This is a genomic window from Polynucleobacter sp. MG-Unter2-18, from assembly GCF_018687675.1.
GTDB lineage: Bacteria > Pseudomonadota > Gammaproteobacteria > Burkholderiales > Burkholderiaceae > Polynucleobacter.
The window spans coordinates 1244188-1263754 of the sequence record NZ_CP061302.1 but is presented as its reverse complement, the minus strand read 5'-3'; the positions used below and the strand labels follow the sequence as shown (position 1 = coordinate 1263754).

At 45.3% G+C, this 19567-nt stretch carries 19 protein-coding genes; 14 read left to right on the top strand and 5 right to left on the bottom strand.

The annotated features are described in order from the left end of the window. The first annotated feature begins 5 nt into the window (after window positions 1-5). From puhE to C2759_RS06605, 13 genes are all read left to right on the top strand, one after another. On the top strand, window positions 6-764 hold the full coding sequence (gene puhE, locus C2759_RS06665) for a putative photosynthetic complex assembly protein PuhE (protein WP_215354046.1): 759 nt from the start codon (window positions 6-8) through the stop codon (window positions 762-764). A gap of 11 nt (window positions 765-775) precedes the next feature. Next, window positions 776-1717 (top strand): 4-hydroxy-3-methylbut-2-enyl diphosphate reductase, encoded by a 942-nt coding sequence (ispH, locus tag C2759_RS06660; RefSeq protein ID WP_215354044.1) that lies wholly within the window; start codon window positions 776-778, stop codon window positions 1715-1717. Between the two features lie 114 nt (window positions 1718-1831). Beyond that, window positions 1832-2710, top strand: coding sequence for a chlorophyll synthase ChlG (chlG, locus tag C2759_RS06655; RefSeq protein ID WP_215354042.1), 879 nt, complete (start codon window positions 1832-1834; stop codon window positions 2708-2710). Continuing rightward, complete coding sequence (locus C2759_RS06650) at window positions 2710-4038, top strand: BCD family MFS transporter (protein WP_251366932.1); 1329 nt, start codon at window positions 2710-2712, stop codon at window positions 4036-4038. The genes chlG and C2759_RS06650 overlap by 1 nt, the downstream gene beginning before the upstream one ends. 5 nt (window positions 4039-4043) lie before the next feature. After that, entirely contained in the window at window positions 4044-5249 is a 1206-nt protein-coding gene (locus C2759_RS06645; RefSeq protein WP_215354041.1) for a geranylgeranyl diphosphate reductase, read from the top strand. Next, complete coding sequence (locus tag C2759_RS06640; RefSeq protein ID WP_215354040.1) at window positions 5246-5731, top strand: TspO/MBR family protein; 486 nt, start codon at window positions 5246-5248, stop codon at window positions 5729-5731. The genes C2759_RS06645 and C2759_RS06640 overlap by 4 nt, the downstream gene beginning before the upstream one ends. A 12-nt stretch (window positions 5732-5743) precedes the next feature. Further along, on the top strand, window positions 5744-7045 hold the full coding sequence (hemA, locus tag C2759_RS06635) for a glutamyl-tRNA reductase (RefSeq protein ID WP_215354039.1): 1302 nt from the start codon (window positions 5744-5746) through the stop codon (window positions 7043-7045). Window positions 7046-7051: 6 nt separating this feature from the next. Beyond that, complete coding sequence (gene dxs, locus C2759_RS06630) at window positions 7052-8935, top strand: 1-deoxy-D-xylulose-5-phosphate synthase (RefSeq protein ID WP_215354038.1); 1884 nt, start codon at window positions 7052-7054, stop codon at window positions 8933-8935. Window positions 8936-8939: 4 nt separating this feature from the next. Beyond that, window positions 8940-10160, top strand: coding sequence for a Coenzyme F420 hydrogenase/dehydrogenase, beta subunit C-terminal domain (locus C2759_RS06625; protein ID WP_215354037.1), 1221 nt, complete (start codon window positions 8940-8942; stop codon window positions 10158-10160). A 124-nt stretch (window positions 10161-10284) separates the two neighbouring features. Beyond that, window positions 10285-11253 (top strand): B12-binding domain-containing protein, encoded by a 969-nt coding sequence (locus tag C2759_RS06620; protein ID WP_215354036.1) that lies wholly within the window; start codon window positions 10285-10287, stop codon window positions 11251-11253. Between the two features lie 17 nt (window positions 11254-11270). Beyond that, window positions 11271-12392 carry a uroporphyrinogen decarboxylase gene (hemE, locus tag C2759_RS06615; RefSeq protein WP_215354035.1) on the top strand — a complete coding sequence of 374 codons (1122 nt, stop codon included), beginning with the start codon at window positions 11271-11273 and terminating at the stop codon, window positions 12390-12392. A gap of 52 nt (window positions 12393-12444) precedes the next feature. Next, a complete protein-coding gene (locus tag C2759_RS06610) occupies window positions 12445-12726 on the top strand; it encodes a winged helix-turn-helix domain-containing protein (RefSeq protein ID WP_215354034.1) in 282 nt (93 codons plus the stop codon). A gap of 33 nt (window positions 12727-12759) precedes the next feature. Continuing rightward, window positions 12760-13131 carry a phosphate-starvation-inducible PsiE family protein gene (locus C2759_RS06605; protein ID WP_215354033.1) on the top strand — a complete coding sequence of 124 codons (372 nt, stop codon included), beginning with the start codon at window positions 12760-12762 and terminating at the stop codon, window positions 13129-13131. Window positions 13132-13172: 41 nt separating this feature from the next. Here the strand turns inward: C2759_RS06605 and C2759_RS06600 are convergent, their stop codons facing one another. Genes C2759_RS06600 through C2759_RS06580 form a run of 5 tightly spaced genes read right to left on the bottom strand, consistent with a single transcriptional unit; the run spans window position 13173 to window position 18711 of the window. Then, window positions 13173-14039 carry a 23S rRNA (adenine(2030)-N(6))-methyltransferase RlmJ gene (locus C2759_RS06600; protein WP_215354032.1) on the bottom strand — a complete coding sequence of 289 codons (867 nt, stop codon included), beginning with the start codon at window positions 14037-14039 and terminating at the stop codon, window positions 13173-13175. Window positions 14040-14041: 2 nt separating this feature from the next. Next, window positions 14042-14839 (bottom strand): phosphatase PAP2 family protein, encoded by a 798-nt coding sequence (locus tag C2759_RS06595; protein ID WP_215354031.1) that lies wholly within the window; start codon window positions 14837-14839, stop codon window positions 14042-14044. A gap of 5 nt (window positions 14840-14844) precedes the next feature. Continuing rightward, complete coding sequence (locus C2759_RS06590; protein WP_215354030.1) at window positions 14845-16104, bottom strand: glycosyltransferase family 9 protein; 1260 nt, start codon at window positions 16102-16104, stop codon at window positions 14845-14847. Between the two features lie 18 nt (window positions 16105-16122). Then, complete coding sequence (locus tag C2759_RS06585; RefSeq protein WP_215354029.1) at window positions 16123-17166, bottom strand: lysylphosphatidylglycerol synthase transmembrane domain-containing protein; 1044 nt, start codon at window positions 17164-17166, stop codon at window positions 16123-16125. A 48-nt stretch (window positions 17167-17214) separates the two neighbouring features. Beyond that, a complete protein-coding gene (locus C2759_RS06580; protein ID WP_215354027.1) occupies window positions 17215-18711 on the bottom strand; it encodes a glycosyltransferase family 39 protein in 1497 nt (498 codons plus the stop codon). A 3-nt stretch (window positions 18712-18714) separates the two neighbouring features. On the opposite strand from C2759_RS06580, the gene C2759_RS06575 reads away from it, so the two are divergent. Then, window positions 18715-19566, top strand: a complete 852-nt coding sequence (locus C2759_RS06575) for a DUF3047 domain-containing protein (protein WP_251366931.1) — start codon at window positions 18715-18717, stop codon at window positions 19564-19566. Window position 19567: the final 1 nt, after the last annotated feature.

Genomic DNA, 19567 nt, shown 5'->3' with positions numbered 1-19567 from the left:
TCAATATGTATTTCTGGATAAGCCCGCTGATATTCACCGTCTTTATATGGTGGTTTAGCACAGGGCTTATCTTGAAGGTGCATAGCCTTCCAAAGCGTTTTTTTAAATCTATATTCATAGCCTCGATTGGAGTTTTATTGCTCGCCTTTTGGGGCTTGTCTATCTCTAGTCAGCAGGCTACGATTGCTGGTGCTTATTGCTCATTTACTTGCGCAATCATCATTTGGGGTTGGCAAGAGTTGGCCTTTCTACTGGGCTACATCACTGGATCACGGCGCTCAGAATGCCCTAGTGGACTAAGCCCCATGACCAGAGCTTGGTATGCATTTCAGACGATTAATTATCATGAGCTGGCATTGCTCAGTTTAGGAGCGATTCTATTTTTCATTAACTTAGATTCCGTGAATCAAACTGGATTTTGGACCTTTGTCATCCTATGGGGTATGCGCCAAAGTACGAAGATTAATATCTTCTTGGGCGTCCTCAATTTCAATGAATCTTTCTTGCCACAGCACCTACAGTATTTGGTCACCTATTTCAGGCGCAGAGCAATGAACTTCCTGATGCCATTTTCTATCTTAGTTTCAGTGATGATATTAATCCCGATCTGGTCAAGTGCTGGAGTGGATTCTTCTCCCTTTGATAGGGCCTCATATGCCTTGCTAGGAACTCTATTGGCTCTTGGTTTACTGGAGCATCTCTTTTTAATTCTGCCGTTTCCAAGTGAGCTGCTTTGGAAGTGGGGCTACAAAAAAAATCACTAATTTATTTGAATATGGCTTCAACTAAAACTATTTTCTTAGCTCAACCCCGCGGTTTTTGTGCCGGAGTTGAAAGGGCTATTCTGATAGTTGAGGAGGCCTTAAGAATCTATGGTGCGCCGATTTATGTTCGACATGAAATCATTCATAACGCCTATGTTGTTAAAGATTTCGAATCTCGCGGCGTTATCTTTATTAACGAATTGGATCATGTGCCACAGGGTGCTATTCTGATTTTTAGTGCGCATGGAGTTTCGCAGGCCGTCAGGGTGGAAGCGAACAATCGTCAATTCAAAGTATTTGATGCGACCTGTCCTTTAGTGGCTAAGGTGCATGCTGAAGTGGTGCGCTTAAAAGAGCGTGGATATCAAATCATCATGATTGGACATCGTGGCCACCCAGAGGTTGAGGGTACGATGGGCCAAATAGATTCTTCGATCTATTTGATTGAGTGTGTGCAAGATGTCGCCCAGCTTTACTTTGAAGAAGATGCGCTGATAGCTTACGTCACTCAAACGACCTTATCGGTCGATGAAACGCAAGAAATCACTAAAGCATTAGTGAAAAAGTTCCCGAATATCCATGCACCAAAATGCCAGGACATTTGTTATGCCACTCAAAATCGTCAGGATGCCGTCAAAGCAATGGTTCCGCAGGTCGATTTAGTGGTAGTGGTAGGTAGTCCAAACAGCTCTAACTCTAAGCGCCTTCAAGAACTTGCTGAAAGCATGAATGTGCCGGCGTATTTAGTGGATGATCCTTCACAACTTCAAGGGGAGTGGTTTGAAGGAGTTCGCAATATTGGCGTAACAGCAGGGGCTTCCGCCCCAGAGGCATTAACAGCCCAAATCGTCGAGGCTATTGGCCTATTTTCCAGCGGAACTGTTTCGCCACTCCAGGGAATTGAAGAAACGGTCAACTTTTCCCTCCCAAAAGAGCTTCTCAGGGCGGCCTAAACCCCTCTTTTTTCTCCTAAGTGCTGTTCTATAAGGGTTTTCACTTGTAAAAACAGGTGATAAAAGTGTCAAATTTAATTGACACTTTTAAATGTCAATGACAAAATCATTTACATGAATCTGCCTGATCCTAAAGCAATTTTGACGCTTTTAAAGCCCATCACTTGGTTTCCGCCAATGTGGGCCTTCGCTTGTGGATCAATCACTGGCAGTGAAAAAATTGCTGACAATTTACCGATTTTTCTTGTTGGACTGGCCCTGACTGGCCCACTAGTTTGCGCTTCTAGTCAGGCGGTCAATGATTGGTTTGATCGACACGTAGATGCGATCAATGAGCCCATGCGTCCAATACCCTCTGGTCGCATACCTGGTCGTTGGGGTTTATACATTGCGATCCTATGGTCTTTGATTTCCATTTGGGTGGGAAGTTATTTGGGTCCGATTGGATTTGCCGCAACCTTATTAGCCTTAGTGCTTGCATGGCTCTACAGCATGCCGCCAATTCGCTTTAAAAATAATGGTTGGTTTGGAAATCTTGCGTGCGGAATTAGTTACGAAGGTTTGGCATGGGTTACCGGAGCTACCTTGCTCTCAGGTGGCTTAATGCCAAATAAACCATCGCTAATACTTGCCGGCCTTTACAGCGCAAGTGCTCACGGCATCATGACTTTAAATGACTTTAAAGCGATTGAAGGTGATCGGCAAATGGGAGTGCGCTCCTTGCCTGTGCAACTCGGGGCCAAAAGAGCAGCGCAAGTTGCAGCTGCATTCATGTTGATTCCGCAGGTAGTGGTGCTATGCCTGCTGCTATCTTGGAATAAGGAAATGTATGCCTTAGTCATTGGCCTACTGATCGTAGCGCAAGTGATTTTATTAAGGGATTTTTTAAAGCGGCCCATAGAGAAAGCACTTTTTTATAGTGGCTTTGGAGTGCCTGTCTTGGTTACTGGAATGATGGTTTCTGCTTTTGCAGTGATGGGGATGGATAGCTAATGAGTATCGCAATTAGTCAACCGCTATTAAATCTTTCGACATTCGGATGGCTGAGTATCGTTCGCATTGGACTTGTGCAAGCTTGCATCGGGGCTATTGTGGTGATGACGACATCCACCTTGAATCGAATCATGGTTGTCGAGTTAGCCTTGCCAGCGAGTCTCCCGGGCTTTTTAGTGGCCATTCATTATTTTGTACAAGTCATTCGTCCAAGAATGGGCTTTGAGTCCGATAGTGGGGCTAAGAAAACGCCTTGGATATTGGGTGGAATTACTTTATTAGCCTTAGGCGGATTTGGTGCTGCTATCGCGACAACATTAATGGGAGTGCATCTTCTCTTAGGCATTGCCTCAGCGATTGTTGCTTTCTTCTTTATTGGTGTTGGCGTCAGTATGAGTGGTACATCCTTGCTGGCACTGCTAGCGAAGGGTGTCAGCGACGAGCGCAGAGCAGCTGCTGCTACAACAGTATGGCTCATGATGATTTTTGGTTTTGCCATGACGAGCGGTATTGCTGGAAAATTTTTAGATCCGTATGAACCAGAAAAAGTGATCTTGATCTCCGGCATCATCTCTCTGTCTGCTATGGCGCTTTCTTTTGCAGCCCTGTTCAAGCTAGAAGGTCATGATCTACAAAATAGTAGAGTGAAGAAAGATAAAAAAGTCCCCTTCAAAAAAGCCTTAAGCGATATTTTGGCTGATCCAGATACCAAGCGATTTACGATCTTTATCTTTTTATCGATGCTGGCATTTAGTGCACAGGATTTAATTCTGGAACCATTTGCAGGAATGGTTTTTAAATACACCTTGGGTGAGACAACCAGTCTATCGGGTATTCAGCATGCTGGTGTGTTGACCGGAATGCTATTGGTCGCCGTCTGTGGATCGAGTCGATTGCGCAAATATTTTGGTTCACTCCGTTCATGGATGATTTATGGCTGTCTTGCTTCTGCATTAGCCATGTTTGGATTAGTTTTAGCTGGTTTGCTAGAAGGAGACTGGCCATTAAAGCCGAATGTCTTTTTGCTTGGCTTGGCAAATGGCGCTTTTTCAATTGCAGCGATTGCCTCCATGATGCGATTAGCGGTAGTGGGTGGAGCAGGCAAAGAGGGTGTGCGCATTGGGCTTTGGGGTGGTGCGCAAGCCATTGCCTTTGGCTTGGGTGGATTAATTGGTGCTGGGGCTAGTGATTTAGCGAGATCCATTTTCACCAATCCTGCTTTTGCATACTCCAGCGTCTTTTTTATCGAAGCACTGTTGTTTGTTGTTTCAGCATATATGGCCTCTCTAGTTGAGAGAAAAAATAGCACTACGAGTCAAGCGAGGTAAAGCGAATGGGAACAGAATTTATTTATGACGCGGTTGTGATTGGCGGTGGTCCAGCAGGAGCTACGGCAGCCCAAACATTGGCTAAAAAAGGCAAGCAAGTTTTATTGCTTGATAAGCGAGGCAGAGTGAAGCCTTGCGGCGGAGCAATTCCTCCGCGCTTAATAAAAGACTTTGAGATTCCCGATGAGCTGTTAGTTGCTAAGGCAAAATCAGCACGTATGGTTTCACCGCTCGGAAAAGCGGTTGATATCCCGATTGATAATGGCTTTGTTGGCATGGTCGATCGAGCCCAATTTGATGAATGGTTGCGCAAGCGCGCCGTTGCTGCTGGAGCAACTCGGGAAGATGGTCTTTTTGAAACTCTGACACGTGAAGGCCCACTGGCTCGCATTCATTACCGCACAAGAGGATCGCGTGATGGCGATTCTGGTGCTATCAAAAGTGTTCTTACTAAAGCAGTGATTGGCGCTGATGGTGCTAAGTCTCAAGTTGGAAGAAGTGCTGGAGTAAAGGGTTGTGCTGAAGCCAATTACGTCTTTGCGTATCACGAAATCATTAAAACTCCGCCAAACACGCCACATCATTTTGATTCCACCCGATGTGATGTGGTGTATCAAAAGCCGATCTCCCCCGATTTTTATGGCTGGGTATTTCCTCACGGCGATACGATCAGTATCGGTACTGGAAGTGCTGACAAAGGCTTCTCCTTAAGGAATGCTGTTGCCAAGCTGCGCTCAGATGTGGGTCTTGAGGGTGCGGAGCTCATCAGGCATGAGGGCGCACCTTTGCCGATGAAGCCCCTTAAAAAATGGGATGATGGACAGCAGGTTGTGTTGGCTGGTGATGCAGCAGGAGTGGTTGCCCCGGCGTCTGGCGAAGGAATTTATTACGCCATGCTGGGGGGTCAATTAGCAGGCGAGGCTGTCTATGAATTTGTAGAGAGCAATGATCCCGCAAAGTTACAGTTAGCCAGAAAGCGCTTTATGAAAGAGCATCGTATGACTTTCTGGGTATTGGGAATCATGCAGTATTTTTGGTACACAACTGACAAGCGACGCGAGAGTTTTGTCAAAATGTGTGAAGACAAGGATGTTCAGAAGCTGACCTTCGAGTCTTATATGAATAAAAAACTTGTACGCAAAAAGCCTTTGGCTCATATCAAGATCTTCTTCAAAGATATGGGGCATTTATTGGGATTAGCTAAGGCATGAAGATTTTCTTCGAGCGCAAGTACCTTCTAATGATCGCCGCATGGATGATCATTACTTCTGTTGCGGGTGGATTAGCTACAGAGATCGGGCCTTGGTATTTCTCGTTGAAGCAGCCGGCTTGGAAACCGCCAGATTGGGCCTTTGGTTTGATCTGGACGATTATTTTCATACTATCGGCAGCTGCTTGGATGATTGCTTTTAACAATCACCCAACAAGGTCGCAGAGAATTTCCTTGGTCAGCCTATTTGTGCTCAATAGTTTCTTAAATATCCTCTGGAGCATCTTTTACTTTCGTATGCACCATCCAGATTGGTCTCTGATAGAGGCAGGCTTTCTATGGTTATCTGTCTTAGGAATTATGGTGGTTATGTGGCCTATTCATAAGTTGGCAGCCTTTTTAATGTTGCCTTATTTGATTTGGGTCACTATCGCGATGTGTCTGAACTGGGAGACTCTAGTTCTCAATCCGGGGGCTTATTAAACAATGGCCAGCATGAAACTACTTAATCTTGGTGTCAATCATCATACTGCTCCGATAGATATTCGGGAAAGTGTTGCCGTAGCCCCTGAGATTTTGCAAGACTCATTGATTGATTTGCGTAAGTACTTGCAGGGGAAAAATTCAAACAGCAGCCCTGAAGTGGCAATTCTATCGACCTGCAATCGTATGGAAATTTACTGTGCTGCAAATGACATTGAGTACGCAGATAACGACTTTGAAAAAAGAGCTTTTGATTGGTTAGCAGCGCAAAATAATGTTCAGGGTAATGCGCTGCGTCCCTACATTTACTCTGCAACATCAGCAGATGCTGTTAAGCATGCCTTTAGGGTGGGTAGTGGCCTAGATTCTATGGTGCTCGGAGAGACCCAAATTCTCGGACAAATGAAGAAGGCAATTGATTGCGCTAATCAAGTAGGGACTGTCGGCGCATATTTAAAGCCATTGTTTGATAAAACTTTCTCAGTTGCCAAGGTGGTTCGTGGCAGCACTCAAATTGGCGCTCATTCGGTATCGATGGCGGGCGCCTCAATCAAATTAGTTCAGCGTATTTTTGGTGACATCAATGGATGTAATGTGCTGTTTATCGGCGCAGGAGAAATGATCGGCCTATGTGCAAGTCATTTTGCTGGGAAGAAGCCAAAAAAGATTGCGATCTCTAATCGCACGGTGGATAGGGGTAGTGAATTAATCAAAGCCTTCGCCGATCAAAATTTAGTCACTGAAGCATTCCCATTACACGAGTTAGCCCAGCACCTACATGAATACGATGTAGTGGTATCTTGCACAGCAAGTTCATTGCCCATTATCGGCCTAGGCATGGTTAAAACAGCCTTGAAAGCAAGGCAGTTTCGACCCATGGTTTTAATTGATTTAGCCGTTCCAAGAGACTTTGAATCTGAGATTAAGAGTGTCAAAGATGCCTATTTATATTCTATCGATGACCTGGGTGAGATTGTGAGCGCGGGCAAAGCCAATCGCACAGAGTCTGTCCATGAAGCAGAAAAGATTATTGAAAAAGGGGTGATCGAGTTTTATCAAGCCTTAGAAAAAAGAGCAGTAGTGCCCATCATTAAATCGATTCAGGATGTGGGTGAGCGGTATCAAAAAATTGAACTGGAAAAAGCAGGTAGAAGAATTGCCAAAGGAGAGGATCCCATGATTGTTCTTTCTCAAATGGCTAGTGCACTAGCCAATAAATTTATGCATGCCCCAATTTGTGCGCTTCAGAACTCTAGCCATGAAAATCTGGAAGATTTTAAGAAGATCATTTCGACAATTTATACATCTAAGTAAATTACCATGTTAAAAGTCACCAATCTTCTCGAGACTATCACTAATCCTGCTGATTTGAGGACTTATGAGCCTAATCAGCTTCCTCAAATAGCTCAAGAATTACGCAGCTTTATTCTCAACTCAGTCTCTAGTACTGGGGGGCATTTATCCTCTAATCTGGGCACCGTAGAACTTGCTATTGCTCTGCATTACGTATTTAATACTCCTCATGATCGAATGATTTGGGATGTAGGTCATCAAAGTTATGCCCATAAGGTGCTGACGGGGCGACGTGAGGGAATGTCCACACTTCGCCAATATGGCGGTATTTCAGGATTTCCAAAGCGCAGTGAGAGTGAGTATGACGCTTTTGGTACTGCGCACTCTTCAACGAGTATCTCGGCTGCCTTAGGGATGGCAGTGGCAGCGAAGACTAAAAATGAAAAACGCAGCGTAGTGGCCATTATTGGTGATGGCGCTATGAGTGCTGGTATGGCATTCGAAGCCATGAACAATGCTGGCGTAAATAAAAAAGTACCTTTGATAGTAATACTCAATGACAACGAGATGTCGATTTCACCAGCAGTCGGTGCGCTCAATCGCTATTTAGTCAAACTCATATCGGGCTCGATGTATGCCGCGACCAAAAGAGGTATCGACAAGGTTTTATCGGTTGCTCCGCCGATACGCGAGTTCGCAAAAAGACTTGAGGGTCATGCAAAAGGAATGGTTGGCCCAGCTACAATTTTTGAAGAGTTTGGATTTGATTACTACGGGCCAATTGATGGGCATGACTTAGATGTATTAATTCCCACCTTAGAAAACATCAAACATCTTGCTCAAACTGAGGGCCCTCAGTTTCTTCACATCATTACCAAAAAAGGTAAAGGCTATGGTCGGGCGGAAGAGGATCCTATTCTTTATCATGGCCCAGGAAAATTTGATGCCAGCATCGGAATTCAAGCCGGTAAAGCCAGTAAGAAAACCTTCACTCAAGTATTTGGTGAATGGTTATGCGATATGGGGGCTGCGGATGAGCGGCTGATTGCGATTACGCCAGCCATGCGTGAGGGCTCTGGATTAAACGAATTTGAAGCTCGCTTTCCTGATCGCTACTATGACGTTGGGATTGCAGAGCAACATGCCGTTACCTTTGCTGCTGGAATTGCCTGTGAGGGCTTAAAGCCGGTAGTAGCGATTTACTCCACCTTTTTACAGCGCGGCTACGATCAGCTGATTCACGATGTCACCTTGCAGAATCTCCCGATTGTTTTCGCGATTGATCGTGCTGGTATCGTGGGTGCGGATGGTGCAACGCATGCTGGCGCATTTGATGTTGCTTTCTTACGGTGCCTGCCAAACTTAGTTCTGATGACGCCTTCGAATGAGCAAGAATGCCGTGCTATGTTGAGTACTGCTTTCAAACATGATGGCCCGGCAGCTGTACGATATCCACGTGGTTCTGGTATTGGTACTCCAACTGAGCCTTCATTAGATACTCTAGCAATTGGTAAGGGCCGCATAGTGCGCACTTTAAATAATGGAGTGCTAGCAAAGAAAAAAATTGCTTTTATCTGCTTTGGACCGATTTTATATTCTGCCTTAGATGTGGCTGAAGAAATCAATGCGACTGTAGTAGACATGCGCTTTGTTAAGCCGCTTGATGAAGAGCTACTTCTGACTATTGCCCAGTCTCACGACGCTCTGGTCTTGATTGAAGATAGCGCGATTCAGGGGGGTGCTGGAAGTGCTTGCCTTGAGGTGCTGTCAAATAAAAATATTCAAATAGAAACTCTTCAACTTGGATTGCCGGATGAGTATGTAGAGCATGGCGATGTCAATCTACTCTTAGATCATTACGGACTCTCTGCTCAGAAGATAAAGCAGAGCGTTATTTCACGATTTGGATAAAGTATTGGCAGGACAGGATTTAATTCAAGAGCTTCCGTATCGGGACTTATGTACTGATTGTGGAGTTTCGCGCACCTCAGCCCCGAAGCGCTGCGCTACGGCCTGTCAATTTATTCAACCTGATTACCCAAAATACGAACTATCAGTTCATGGTAGAGAGCGTAAGCTAGAAAATTCGGATGAAGTATTTTTTGGGGCTTATCTCCACATGTTTAGGGCTCGACTAGTCAATCCATTGCCTGGTGCGCAATGGACAGGAATTATCAGTCGCTTATGTGAAGTGCTATTAGAGAGAGGGGAGGTTGACGCTGTTATTACCATGCGTTCTGACCCCGAGGATCGCTGGAAACCCAGCCCAGTCATCGTTACTAAAGCGGAGGATATGGCCGAGTGTCGAGGTATGAAGATGGGTTATGCGCCCATCATTCAGTATCTTGAGCAAGCAAGGGATCTGGGATATAAAAAAGTAGTGATGGTAGGAATACCTTGCCAAGTCTACGCTGCAAGAGCATTAGAAAAAGAGCTTGGATTTGAGAAGTTACTCATCATTGGATCTCCTTGCTCTGACAACACAACAACCGAAAACTTTCATCAGTTTTTAGGCTTGCTGAGTCCCAATCCTGAAGATATTACGTATTTAGAATTTAGGGCCGATTACCATGTTGAATTGAGATTTAAAAATGGTGAAGTGCAAGAGATTCCTTTTTTAAAGTTACCTCTCAGCACTTTGCCCGCAGATTTTTTCCCAACGACTTGTAAAACCTGTGTTGATTACGTCAACTCCCTATCGGATATTACGGTGGGGTATATGGCAGGCACAGGGGAGCAATGGATTATTGTTCGCAATCCAAAAGGTCAAGAGCTCATAAATCTCCTTTCTAACGAGCTATCGCTTGAACCGGTGAGTTCCGCTGGCAATCGTTTGGGTCCCGTTAAAGGCTTTATGAAAAATGTGGAGCTCGCCGCAGGGGGCTTACCATTGCAGCGGATGCCCAACTTCATGCGCAGTATTTTTGCCTGGGTAATGCCGAGATTTGGGCCTCGAGGGCTAGAGTTTGCTAAAGCGAGGGTAGAGATGAAGGCAATCGAATCGGTGATTCATTTACGTAGCATTGCGCCGCACAAAATAAAAAATATGGTGCCTAAAGCCACCTGGGTTTTGCTTGAAAAATATGAAATACGGCCTTCTAGTGATGAAATAAAGGGGTCTAGGGAAAGTACTTAAGCTAATTCATTTGAGTATCTTCAAAAATGAGCCTATAAAGTAAACATTCCCATTTATAGGCTCTTAGGCAGTCATAGCGATCTCAAGTAATGATTTGAGACTGTGATCTGATCAGGTGATGTTCATGAATTTATCCAGACTAGTGAGCATCGCTAAATCTAAAAAGAGATCTAGCCAAGACGACTCCAAACTTAATCAGAATTCCCCCTCAAATGAGCCCAATAGCATCTGGGAGGACTGCCTGGTTGCAAATGCACCCTCTAAGGCTACATTTGAAAAAAACGATACCCCGCATCCATTAGAAAAAGCTTGCACGGAAGAAGAGTATCTTGAGTCGCTAGTCAAGACGATTGAAAATAATATATTGCCCTTGATCGTTGAGAAGCATCTAGAGACATCGATTTCCTCAGTTTTAAAAGCGCCTCCAGCCGACCTGATTACCCAACAATCGATTACCGAGTTAACGCAATTAGTATTGCAAGAGGATGCGAGAACCTCTGTTAAGTACGTCAAAGATATTCATGCTTCAGGCGTTAGTCTCGAAAATATTTATTTACTCTTATTAACTCCAGTTGCGAGAAAGCTGGGTGAAATGTGGGAGGATGATCAGTCTAGCTTCACCGACGTCACGATTGCACTTTGGCGTATCAAGCAGTTGATGTATGACTTAAGTCCCATCTTCCAGCAATATGCAGAGCAAAATAAAACTGGTTCGAGCATCATGCTTGTTCCCTTGCCGGGCTCGCAACATAACTTAGGGCTATTTATGGTTTCTGAGTTTTTTGCTAAAGCGGGCTGGAGAATCTGGGGTGAGTTGGCTGCTACACAAGAGGATATTGTTTCCATGGCACAGACAGAGTGGTTTGATGTCATTGGCCTATCGGCAAGTTTACGTGAACAGTTCCCGCAATTAAAAGACCTGATTCAAGAAATCAAGCTTAAATCCAAAAATCCGCGTGTTGGTGTGATTGTTGGCAGCCCTGTTTTCAATCAACACCCTGAGTTAGTAGATGAATTGGGTGCCGACATGGTTGGATTTGATGCAGCGGATGCCTTGGAAAAGGCAACTTATTATGTTGAGCGATTGCGCTAGTTCATAGGTGTCAGTGCATGGCGGCAGAATTAGAGAACGATCTTTTTTTAAGAGCTTGTTTTTCTCAAAAAACAGAAAGAACGCCTGTTTGGTTGATGCGGCAGGCTGGACGCTACCTTCCAGAGTATCGCCAAACCAGAGCTAAGGCTGGAAGTTTTCTCGATTTAGCCAAAAGCCCAGAGTACGCAACAGAAGTTACCCTGCAGCCTATAGATCGCTATGGCCTAGATGCCGCGATACTATTTTCAGATATATTGACTGTTCCAGACGCAATGGGATTGGGCCTCACTTTTGATAGCGGTGAGGGGCCGAGGTTTTTGCACCCATTAAGCTCCGAAGAAGATGTAAAAAAGCTTCCAGTAGCTGATATGGAGCAGCTCCGTTATGTTTTTGATGCCGTAGCATCCATCTCTAAGGCACTCACCTCCAATGGCAAACAGCAAGTTCCCTTAATTGGATTTACAGGAAGTCCCTGGACTTTAGCTTGCTACATGATTGAAGGCGGTGGATCAAAAGACTTTGCTAAGACAAAGAAGATGCTCTATGACCGCAAAGATCTCATCCAAAAAATATTGGATATCAACGTCCAATCCATCACTGAATACCTCACACTGCAAGCAGATTCTGGCGCTCAGGCCCTCATGATTTTTGATACTTGGGGTGGCCTATTGACCCCGAATGACTATCTTGAGCATTCACTAGCTCCCATGTCAGCAATTATCAGCAGTATTAAAAGCAATCCCAAATACAAAGATCTGCCTATCATTTTGTTTACCAAGGGAGGGGGTCTTTGGTTAAGCGATATTGCGCAATCAGGTGCCAATGTGATTGGTCTGGATTGGACTATTGACCTAAAACATGCGCGACAAACCATTAACCATGTATCCAATAGCCCAATTGCAATTCAGGGTAATTTAGACCCCTCGATTTTGTTAGCAAACCCTGCTGAAATAGATGCTCGTGTCATGCAATTGTTTCAAGGTTTATCAACGGCTGATGTTGCTGGTGGCAATCCACTCGATGGACATACTTTTAATCTGGGGCATGGAATTTCACAATTCACCCCTCCAGAGAATGTTGCTGTTTTAGTCGATGCCGTTAAGCGGTATTCAACAAGCTTTAGGGCAAGTACCCAATAAGAGAAGTCAATTTTTTTAAAGGCAGATTCTGAGGTGATGCAAGGGAGCTAATATGACGATCATGAAATTTTGTTCAGTGTTTGAAGCCTTGGGTTGTGAAATCAGATTACAAGTTTTTGATTTCATCATGCAGGCAGGTGAGGACGGAGTTGCACCCAAAGAAATAGTCGAGCAGTTTGGGGTGGACTCAGGTACTTTGCAATTTCATTTGAAGAAACTGATCAACGTCAATCTCGTCAGTAAAAAAAATACCAGAAGAAATAGGCGTTACTACTGCGCCAGTAATATCCCAGCAGTTTTTCAGCAATTAGTCTTGCACAGTGATGCCATTTAACTTTTCCTCTTATCTAGCTAAGGCACATACATTATGAAAATTTACGAATGGATTACTGCAGCTGAAAAAGGAATCTTAATTCTCATTGCGTTTTTTACTATTTTTAGTGTCGGCATAGAGATGTATACCGTTATCCTCAACGGAAAAATTACTTTAACCGATCTGTTGCTAATGTTCATTTATGCCGAGGTGCTAGGCATGGTGGCAGCTTTTTACAAGTACAACAAGATTCCAATCACTATCCCCATCTTCATCGCCATTACTGCTCTTTGCAGGCTCATTATTTTGCAGGGTAAGGGTATTAGTACGATTGACTTAATCTATGAGAGTGGAGCGGTATTGTTGCTGGCTCTTTCAGCGATCATCATTAAAAAAGCCATGAGTACTAAAGATTCAGAGGTATAAAATCTCTTAAGTGAGCTACCTAATGGCTCAGGCCTTAGGCTCTAGACCTCAAGACTTTTTAGTACAAATGAGGCGCCACCATCTTGTCCCAGTGCCTTAACCAGAATGGGTAGGCTTTCAGATAGCTGCTTTTCAAGAGTCCATGGCGGATTAATGATGAACATCCCGCTAGCCTGAAGACGACGCTCTTTAGGAGCATTCTCAACCCGAAGTTCAACTTGTAACCAGGAGCGCTTGTGGGTTGCCGCAATCTTTTTCATGTGATCCGGTAGAGAAGCGGATTCTCTTCTGGAGAGGCAGGGGTACCAAATTGCGTAGCAACCGGTAGCGAAGCGATGTAAAGCCTCTTCGATTGCAGTGTCGAGATAGCGATAGTCCTGCTTATCTTCATAAGAGGGGTCAATCAATACTAGACCGCGCCTACTGGGTGGTGGCATTAAACCTTTCAGTCTTGCAAAGCTATCTTCTGCATAAATATCGATTTGCTTTGATTGCTTAAGCTGGCTGATATTGTGGCGCAGGATATCAATCTCTTTGGGATGTAACTCAAATAGCTTGAGACGATCTTGTGCCCTCAGTAAACGCGCCAGGATAAATGGAGAGCCAGGATAGACGTTAATCTCATTAGCAGCATTCTCGTAACGAATGCATTCAAGGTAGTTGGCGATACCTGGACTTACGGCATTATTCTCTGCAAATTGAGCCAAGCGATAAATACCTTGATCGGCTTCTTTGCTGACAGTGGCAAAGCCATCGGTCAGACTATAGATACCAGCACCAGCATGCGTATCAACAATCGTCAAAGCCCCAGGCTTTTCTTGTAGATATTCAACCAGATGAATCATCACCAGATGCTTCAGAATATCGGCATGACTACCCGCATGAAAAGCATGGCGATAACTAAACATCTTTATATGGCCTTGGGTTTTTGCGCTTTAATAAACAAAGCTAAGGTAATGCTAATTAATGCCGCACACGCGTATTGCAAAGACTGGTTGAGTTCTGAGTCTAAGGTTTGCGTAAGGAGAACATAGATAGTTGCCATTCCGCCTAGCGCAAGTAAACGAGGCCCGATCTGATTGGGTGCCATCTGCTTTTCTGGAATGAGCCCAGCTAATATCGCTCCCAGCATGCCAGACCAGATTCCAATAGCGCAGCCCGCTAAAACATCAGTGAACCAGTGGGCGCCAAGTGCATTGCGAGAGATGCCTGAAAAACCTGCAACGATAAAGATCCACCACAAGGAGGCTCTTTTATCTCGATCGATAGCAAAGTAGATTCCGGAAATTACTGCAAAAGCAGTCAAGGTATGGCCTGAGGGCATTGCTTTATGCAGTAGAGGTTCGCCGATACGATAAAAATCTTCTAAGGCCAATACTCCAGCGGGACGAGGAAGCTCTAATAGAGGCTTGATGATTTGACTGATGGCGCCGCCAATCAAAGATGCCAATAGCCCTGCGCTTAGTAATCTAGGTGCTAGTAGTAAAAGGGGAAAGCACAGCGCAAAGATACCCCAGCCATTGCCAATAAAAGTAAGCCAGGTCCAAAATGTATCTGGAAGTAACTGGGTATAACGATTAATGAATAAAAATGTCGGGGTTTGTAATTCACCAAAGTAAATAGCAATTGCTAGACTCAGAGGTAGAAGCGGAATACACCAAACCCAAATTGATGCAATTGCTAGAGCCGATTTGCGCTGCTCAGTCATGCGACTTAATGTGCCCGCTCTTGATCGGCTTCATTTAATTGGTGTGACATCTTTTCTAGCACCTGAGCAACCGTGATGGCCTGCATGCAGACATTGTCATGGCAGGGTGTTTTACGATGATTGGCTGCACTTACGCAAGGTGAACATGCCAGATTGGCAGTAATGGCAATCGATTTACCAATAGAGCCATACAGTGCTGGCGTTTCTGGTCCGAAGAGAACGACTGTCCGCAATGGAGTAACAGCGGAGAAGTGGCCAGGCCCAGAATCGTTGGTTACCATCACATCAGACAGGGTGTAAAGCGGCGGTAATTCTGCAAAGCTTACTTGGCCTGCAAAGTTCAGAGCATTTTTAACATTAGCAACTGCACGAACCTTTTCAACATAGGCAAATTCAGCTGGGGAGCCAGTAATCAGAATGAGATCATTTGGGTAACGTTGATTTAATCCCTGAATCAGCTCAGAAAAACGCTGTTGAGCCCAGCGCCTTTGTGGCAATAGATCGCTAGCATTGGGGTTGACCAAAATGAGGCGTTGCTCACCTTGCTTAAATGCAATGCCAAAAGTCGCACTCAGTTTCTCAATACGCTCACGAACTTTGCTCAATACTGCCGGATCAATGACCGCCTGTTCTAGACGAACTTCTGAATCTGCAATCTGTATCTTGCTAAATGGCACTTCAATCTCTTTAGCAAATGCTGCATGAATCAGGGAGAGAAAATTCTTCGTAATGTGAATATGCGGGTTGTAATGGACTTTGCGTGTCAGCATAAAGCCGCGCCATAAACCTTCACCATGAAAAATGTGATAACCCACACGACGGCGTGCGCCACATAAGCCGGTCAGTAGAGCAGTAAAGCGAGAGAATAACTCCAAATCAATCACGGTATCGATACGATGCTTGCGAGCGAGTAGCAAAAATTTCAGCGTATCTTTAATTAAGCCGCCTAAGCTTGAGGAGTCGATTGTGAAAATATTCTCAGGTTTCACCGTATTTAACAAAGTCAGGCTGGCGCGATTGCTTTTAAAGATCAGGAAAAATAATTCAGCGCCACGAGCTTGTGCATTACGCATGGCAGGATCAACCAAGATTGCGCTGCCCATTTCAGATAGTTCAATAAAGAGTAATTTGCGGGGCGCCTCTGGACTGCGAGCAAAGATATTCTTCACGCCATCCATTAGAGCAACGACAGGGCTTGCTAATGCGCAAAGTGGGACGCCGACCCAGTGGTCAATTGCACGCATGGTGTTGACGCTAATACTCATAGTAGGGCTCTAAAAAAATTATTTCCGTTTTAATAAAAAGTAAGCGCCTGGCAATACCGATAAGACGGTGATGGCGCCATAGCTAATGGATGCTAATACCGTCATGGATGGACTCACGCCCCACAATGCCAGTACAGAAGAAAGTGTCGCTTCACGTAAGCCCCAGCCGGAGATGCTGATTGGTAGCATTAATAGAAGACTTAAGGCGGGCAAGCCAATCATGAGTGCCTCAATCGGCGCATCAACTCCATAGGCCTTCAGGCAGAAGAGTAGCGTCAAAATAGTCAGGGAGTGAATGCCTATCGCAAATGCGGCTTGAGCTACATTCATGGGCCAAGAAAAGGCGAGCTTGATACCGGGCAGGGCGTGATTCATTTGTACGCGCTCTAATAATTTTTGCAATAAATTACAGCTAGGGCCCCATGCCAAAATAGCGGCGAGCAATAAACCTGCTGTCACCATAATCCCAGTGACTGCATATCCGAGATCGGTGCCCCAAGCGGCTAAGGTCGCACCACCCAAAATGAGGCCAAGTCCACCTAGCAAATTATTTCCAGCCAAGCCAAGCAAGCGATCTACCAATACCATGGAAAAGCTCAGGCGAAGTTTAGGAGTAGCGTGCTCTAGGTCAACAGAGTGATGTAGCTCTTCATCGAGCTTCTTTGCCTCAGTCAAACTGCCGCTACTATTTAAATGAGTAGCAGTAATGGCGCGATAGCTATCGCCACCTAAGGTACTTGGCAATCCCTGATTAATGAGTCCACCGGCAAAGTAGAGTGCAACAAAACTAATCAGACTGCCTTGAAAGCCAACCTTACGCATCAAAAATCCCCAGCGCAGTCCGCCACAAATAAACGCTGAGATCATCGTCAGTCCTGCTGCTAAAAACCACCAGGGCTGCATCTGAATATCGGAATCTAATATGGCGTGCCAATCAATTCCGCTGGTAGCTTTCCAGAGAAGGGCGATCGACAACAAAATACGAATCGTGGGCCATGCCCGCTTTAGGATTGCTTTCCACCCAGATATGGCTTTGGGGGTGGCTTGGGGTTGTGAACTCATAGGCATAAGGATAATGCCTATGGCTCCTAAGGTCTTGAATTTGGGGAATTAACGCATTGCGCCAGCACCCTGCCAGTTCCGGCAAAGGCTGTAATCAAATTTGGATAAGACCCGCCCAAATTGAATAATTTCTAGGTTATCTAAGGGTTCACAGACTTCAAAGGCCAGATTTCCGCCGATAGGCGGCCTAAAACTCATTCCCGACCAGTTAATGAGTAAGACGTTTGCGCCAGCCGGCAATTGCCCAAACCAAAGGTCAAACTGATCCTGTCTTTGGTCCAGCACAAAGACCGGGAGAGGCTGAGCGTACCAGGCGGCACGACTACCTAGGGTCCAGTTTTGCACTGCAATTCCGTTGACCTTAGTAGCTTGCGCTAATTGAGCTGCTTTCTGGCCAGCAAGCTTCCAGCCATAGAGATCAGCAATCGGGTTCGATTTCACTGCCGAGTTAGTAAAGCCTCCAGCCAGAACAAAACCAAAACCGAGTAAGCAAATCAATAACTGCCCAATAAGCAATATCCTAATTACCAAGCGGTGCTGCATGGCCCATGCTTTAGCTAGACCGATGCCGGCAAATGGCGCAAGACAAAACCAAGCAGGCGTAGTCCAGTGGGGCAGGCTACCTCCACCAGATAGCGCAGCAAAGATCACAAAGGGAATTGCGAAGAAACTCAGTAGAGCAATCAGAATCAGCTTTTGCGAGTAGAGGCAATGCCTTAAAAAAGTATAGGTACCTAAAATTAATAAGGGTCCAAAGCAGGCGATCTGAATACCTACAAAGGCGCCGACTCTTCGCCATGCCCAAGCACCACCACTACCATGGGCAATTTGATATTTGAATGAGATCCAATCATTGATCCAATTCCAATAGAGTACGGGGCTAATCACGATCAAGGCAATTGCGACTGCTAGCCAAAAGCCGACTTTAGTAATCCAAGTTTTTTTGGGCGAAGCTAACAATACGAAGAGCAAAGCAAATGCAGTAAACGCAGCGGTGTACTTGCTTAGACCTGCCAAGCCTAGTAGTAAGCCGGTAATGATCCAGTCCGTAATGGTGAATTGATCTTTTCGGGTCCAACGTAAGGCCATCAACATCAAGCCAAGACTTAATGGAGCAAGCAGGGTGTCCGGTAAAAGACCAATTGCTAAAACGTGGGGCAATGGCGCTGCAATGATCGCTAATACCGCCATCAATCCACACAGGTTTGCTGATGGAAGAGCAGTAGTGAGGTAACCCGCATTACGCCCTTGTATCAAGCGGTGAATTTCTACTGTCACTCGATACACTAAGAAAGCGGAGAGCACCCAGAGTAATTCTGGAATCAAGCGAATGATCCCCTCGGATGATGTCAGACTTACTAATGGCCATTGGATCCAACCCACCAATGGTGGGTGATCAAAATAACTCCAGGCAAGATGCTTTGCATATAGAGCGTAGTGCGCTTCATCGACAGAAAACTCAATCGAGAAACCCAGCGCAAAATGCACCAGCGCAGTAATGCAGATGCTGATAACAGCCCAGCTGGAGGGTGATTGATGGCGCATGGGATGATTTTAGACTTAAGCACCCCATTCTTTGGGACAATGAAGTGGATGGCTATAAAAACCTCTTTCCGATCCCTGTTGCTTTTGACCACCATAGCCATCTCCTTAGCGGGCTGTGCGGGTTTAACTGGAAACTCGATTGAGAATGAGGCGGGGCAGCCATTTAATGCGGATCAGTTGCCGGCTCAAGAGGACTTACCAAAATTTTCTGCAGAGAAGCCAAGGAATGGGATGCCAGACGGCTGGCATTTCTATCGGATAGCGCCTTATAAAAAGAACACCATTTACCGACTCGAGAAATACCAAGGTCGAACGGTATTGGCCGCTAACTCTAAAACATCGGCATCTGGCCTTGCAGTAAAACTTCGGCCGCGCTCTGCGCAAAACTTATGGCTGCAGTGGGAGTGGAAGGCAGTAGGTGCAATACCGCAGGCAGATAATGCAGATAGTCGGCATGACGATGCCCCACTGCGTATCTTGGTAGCTTTTGATGGCAACAAATCCAAGCTTCCCCTCAAAGAAAAGCTCACCTTTGAGATGGCTAGCCTAATTAGTGGTCAAGAGATGCCTTACGCCACAGTGATGTACATCTGGTCAGGTAAGAATTCAGTCAACACTGTATTGAACAACGCCCATACTTCTCGTGTGAAGATGATTGTGGTGGACTCTGGCTGGGATGGTTTGGGTGAGTGGCGCAAGCACGAGCGGGATTTAGCAGCGGACTATAAGTTGGCTTATGGAGAAGCACCCGGTAATGTCATTGGCATTGCACTGCTGACGGATACTGATAATACAAAGTCGGAGACCCGAGCCCTGTACGGCGATATCGAGTTACTGCGCAAGAATTCCAAATAGT

Excerpts from the sequence above, each read along its gene's own strand:
- puhE (WP_215354046.1), top strand. The coding sequence starts at position 6 with ATGTATTTCTGGATAAGCCCGCTGATATTCACCGTCTTTATATGGTGG.
- ispH (WP_215354044.1), top strand. The coding sequence starts at position 776 with ATGGCTTCAACTAAAACTATTTTCTTAGCTCAACCCCGCGGTTTTTGT.
- chlG (WP_215354042.1), top strand. The coding sequence starts at position 1,832 with ATGAATCTGCCTGATCCTAAAGCAATTTTGACGCTTTTAAAGCCCATC.
- C2759_RS06650 (WP_251366932.1), top strand. The coding sequence starts at position 2,710 with ATGAGTATCGCAATTAGTCAACCGCTATTAAATCTTTCGACATTCGGA.
- C2759_RS06645 (WP_215354041.1), top strand. The coding sequence starts at position 4,044 with ATGGGAACAGAATTTATTTATGACGCGGTTGTGATTGGCGGTGGTCCA.
- C2759_RS06640 (WP_215354040.1), top strand. The coding sequence starts at position 5,246 with ATGAAGATTTTCTTCGAGCGCAAGTACCTTCTAATGATCGCCGCATGG.
- hemA (WP_215354039.1), top strand. The coding sequence starts at position 5,744 with ATGAAACTACTTAATCTTGGTGTCAATCATCATACTGCTCCGATAGAT.
- dxs (WP_215354038.1), top strand. The coding sequence starts at position 7,052 with ATGTTAAAAGTCACCAATCTTCTCGAGACTATCACTAATCCTGCTGAT.
- C2759_RS06620 (WP_215354036.1), top strand. The coding sequence starts at position 10,285 with ATGAATTTATCCAGACTAGTGAGCATCGCTAAATCTAAAAAGAGATCT.
- hemE (WP_215354035.1), top strand. The coding sequence starts at position 11,271 with ATGGCGGCAGAATTAGAGAACGATCTTTTTTTAAGAGCTTGTTTTTCT.
- C2759_RS06610 (WP_215354034.1), top strand. The coding sequence starts at position 12,445 with ATGACGATCATGAAATTTTGTTCAGTGTTTGAAGCCTTGGGTTGTGAA.
- C2759_RS06605 (WP_215354033.1), top strand. The coding sequence starts at position 12,760 with ATGAAAATTTACGAATGGATTACTGCAGCTGAAAAAGGAATCTTAATT.
- C2759_RS06600 (WP_215354032.1), bottom strand. The coding sequence starts at position 14,039 with ATGTTTAGTTATCGCCATGCTTTTCATGCGGGTAGTCATGCCGATATT.
- C2759_RS06595 (WP_215354031.1), bottom strand. The coding sequence starts at position 14,839 with ATGACTGAGCAGCGCAAATCGGCTCTAGCAATTGCATCAATTTGGGTT.
- C2759_RS06590 (WP_215354030.1), bottom strand. The coding sequence starts at position 16,104 with ATGAGTATTAGCGTCAACACCATGCGTGCAATTGACCACTGGGTCGGC.
- C2759_RS06585 (WP_215354029.1), bottom strand. The coding sequence starts at position 17,166 with ATGAGTTCACAACCCCAAGCCACCCCCAAAGCCATATCTGGGTGGAAA.
- C2759_RS06580 (WP_215354027.1), bottom strand. The coding sequence starts at position 18,711 with ATGCGCCATCAATCACCCTCCAGCTGGGCTGTTATCAGCATCTGCATT.
- C2759_RS06575 (WP_251366931.1), top strand. The coding sequence starts at position 18,715 with ATGATTTTAGACTTAAGCACCCCATTCTTTGGGACAATGAAGTGGATG.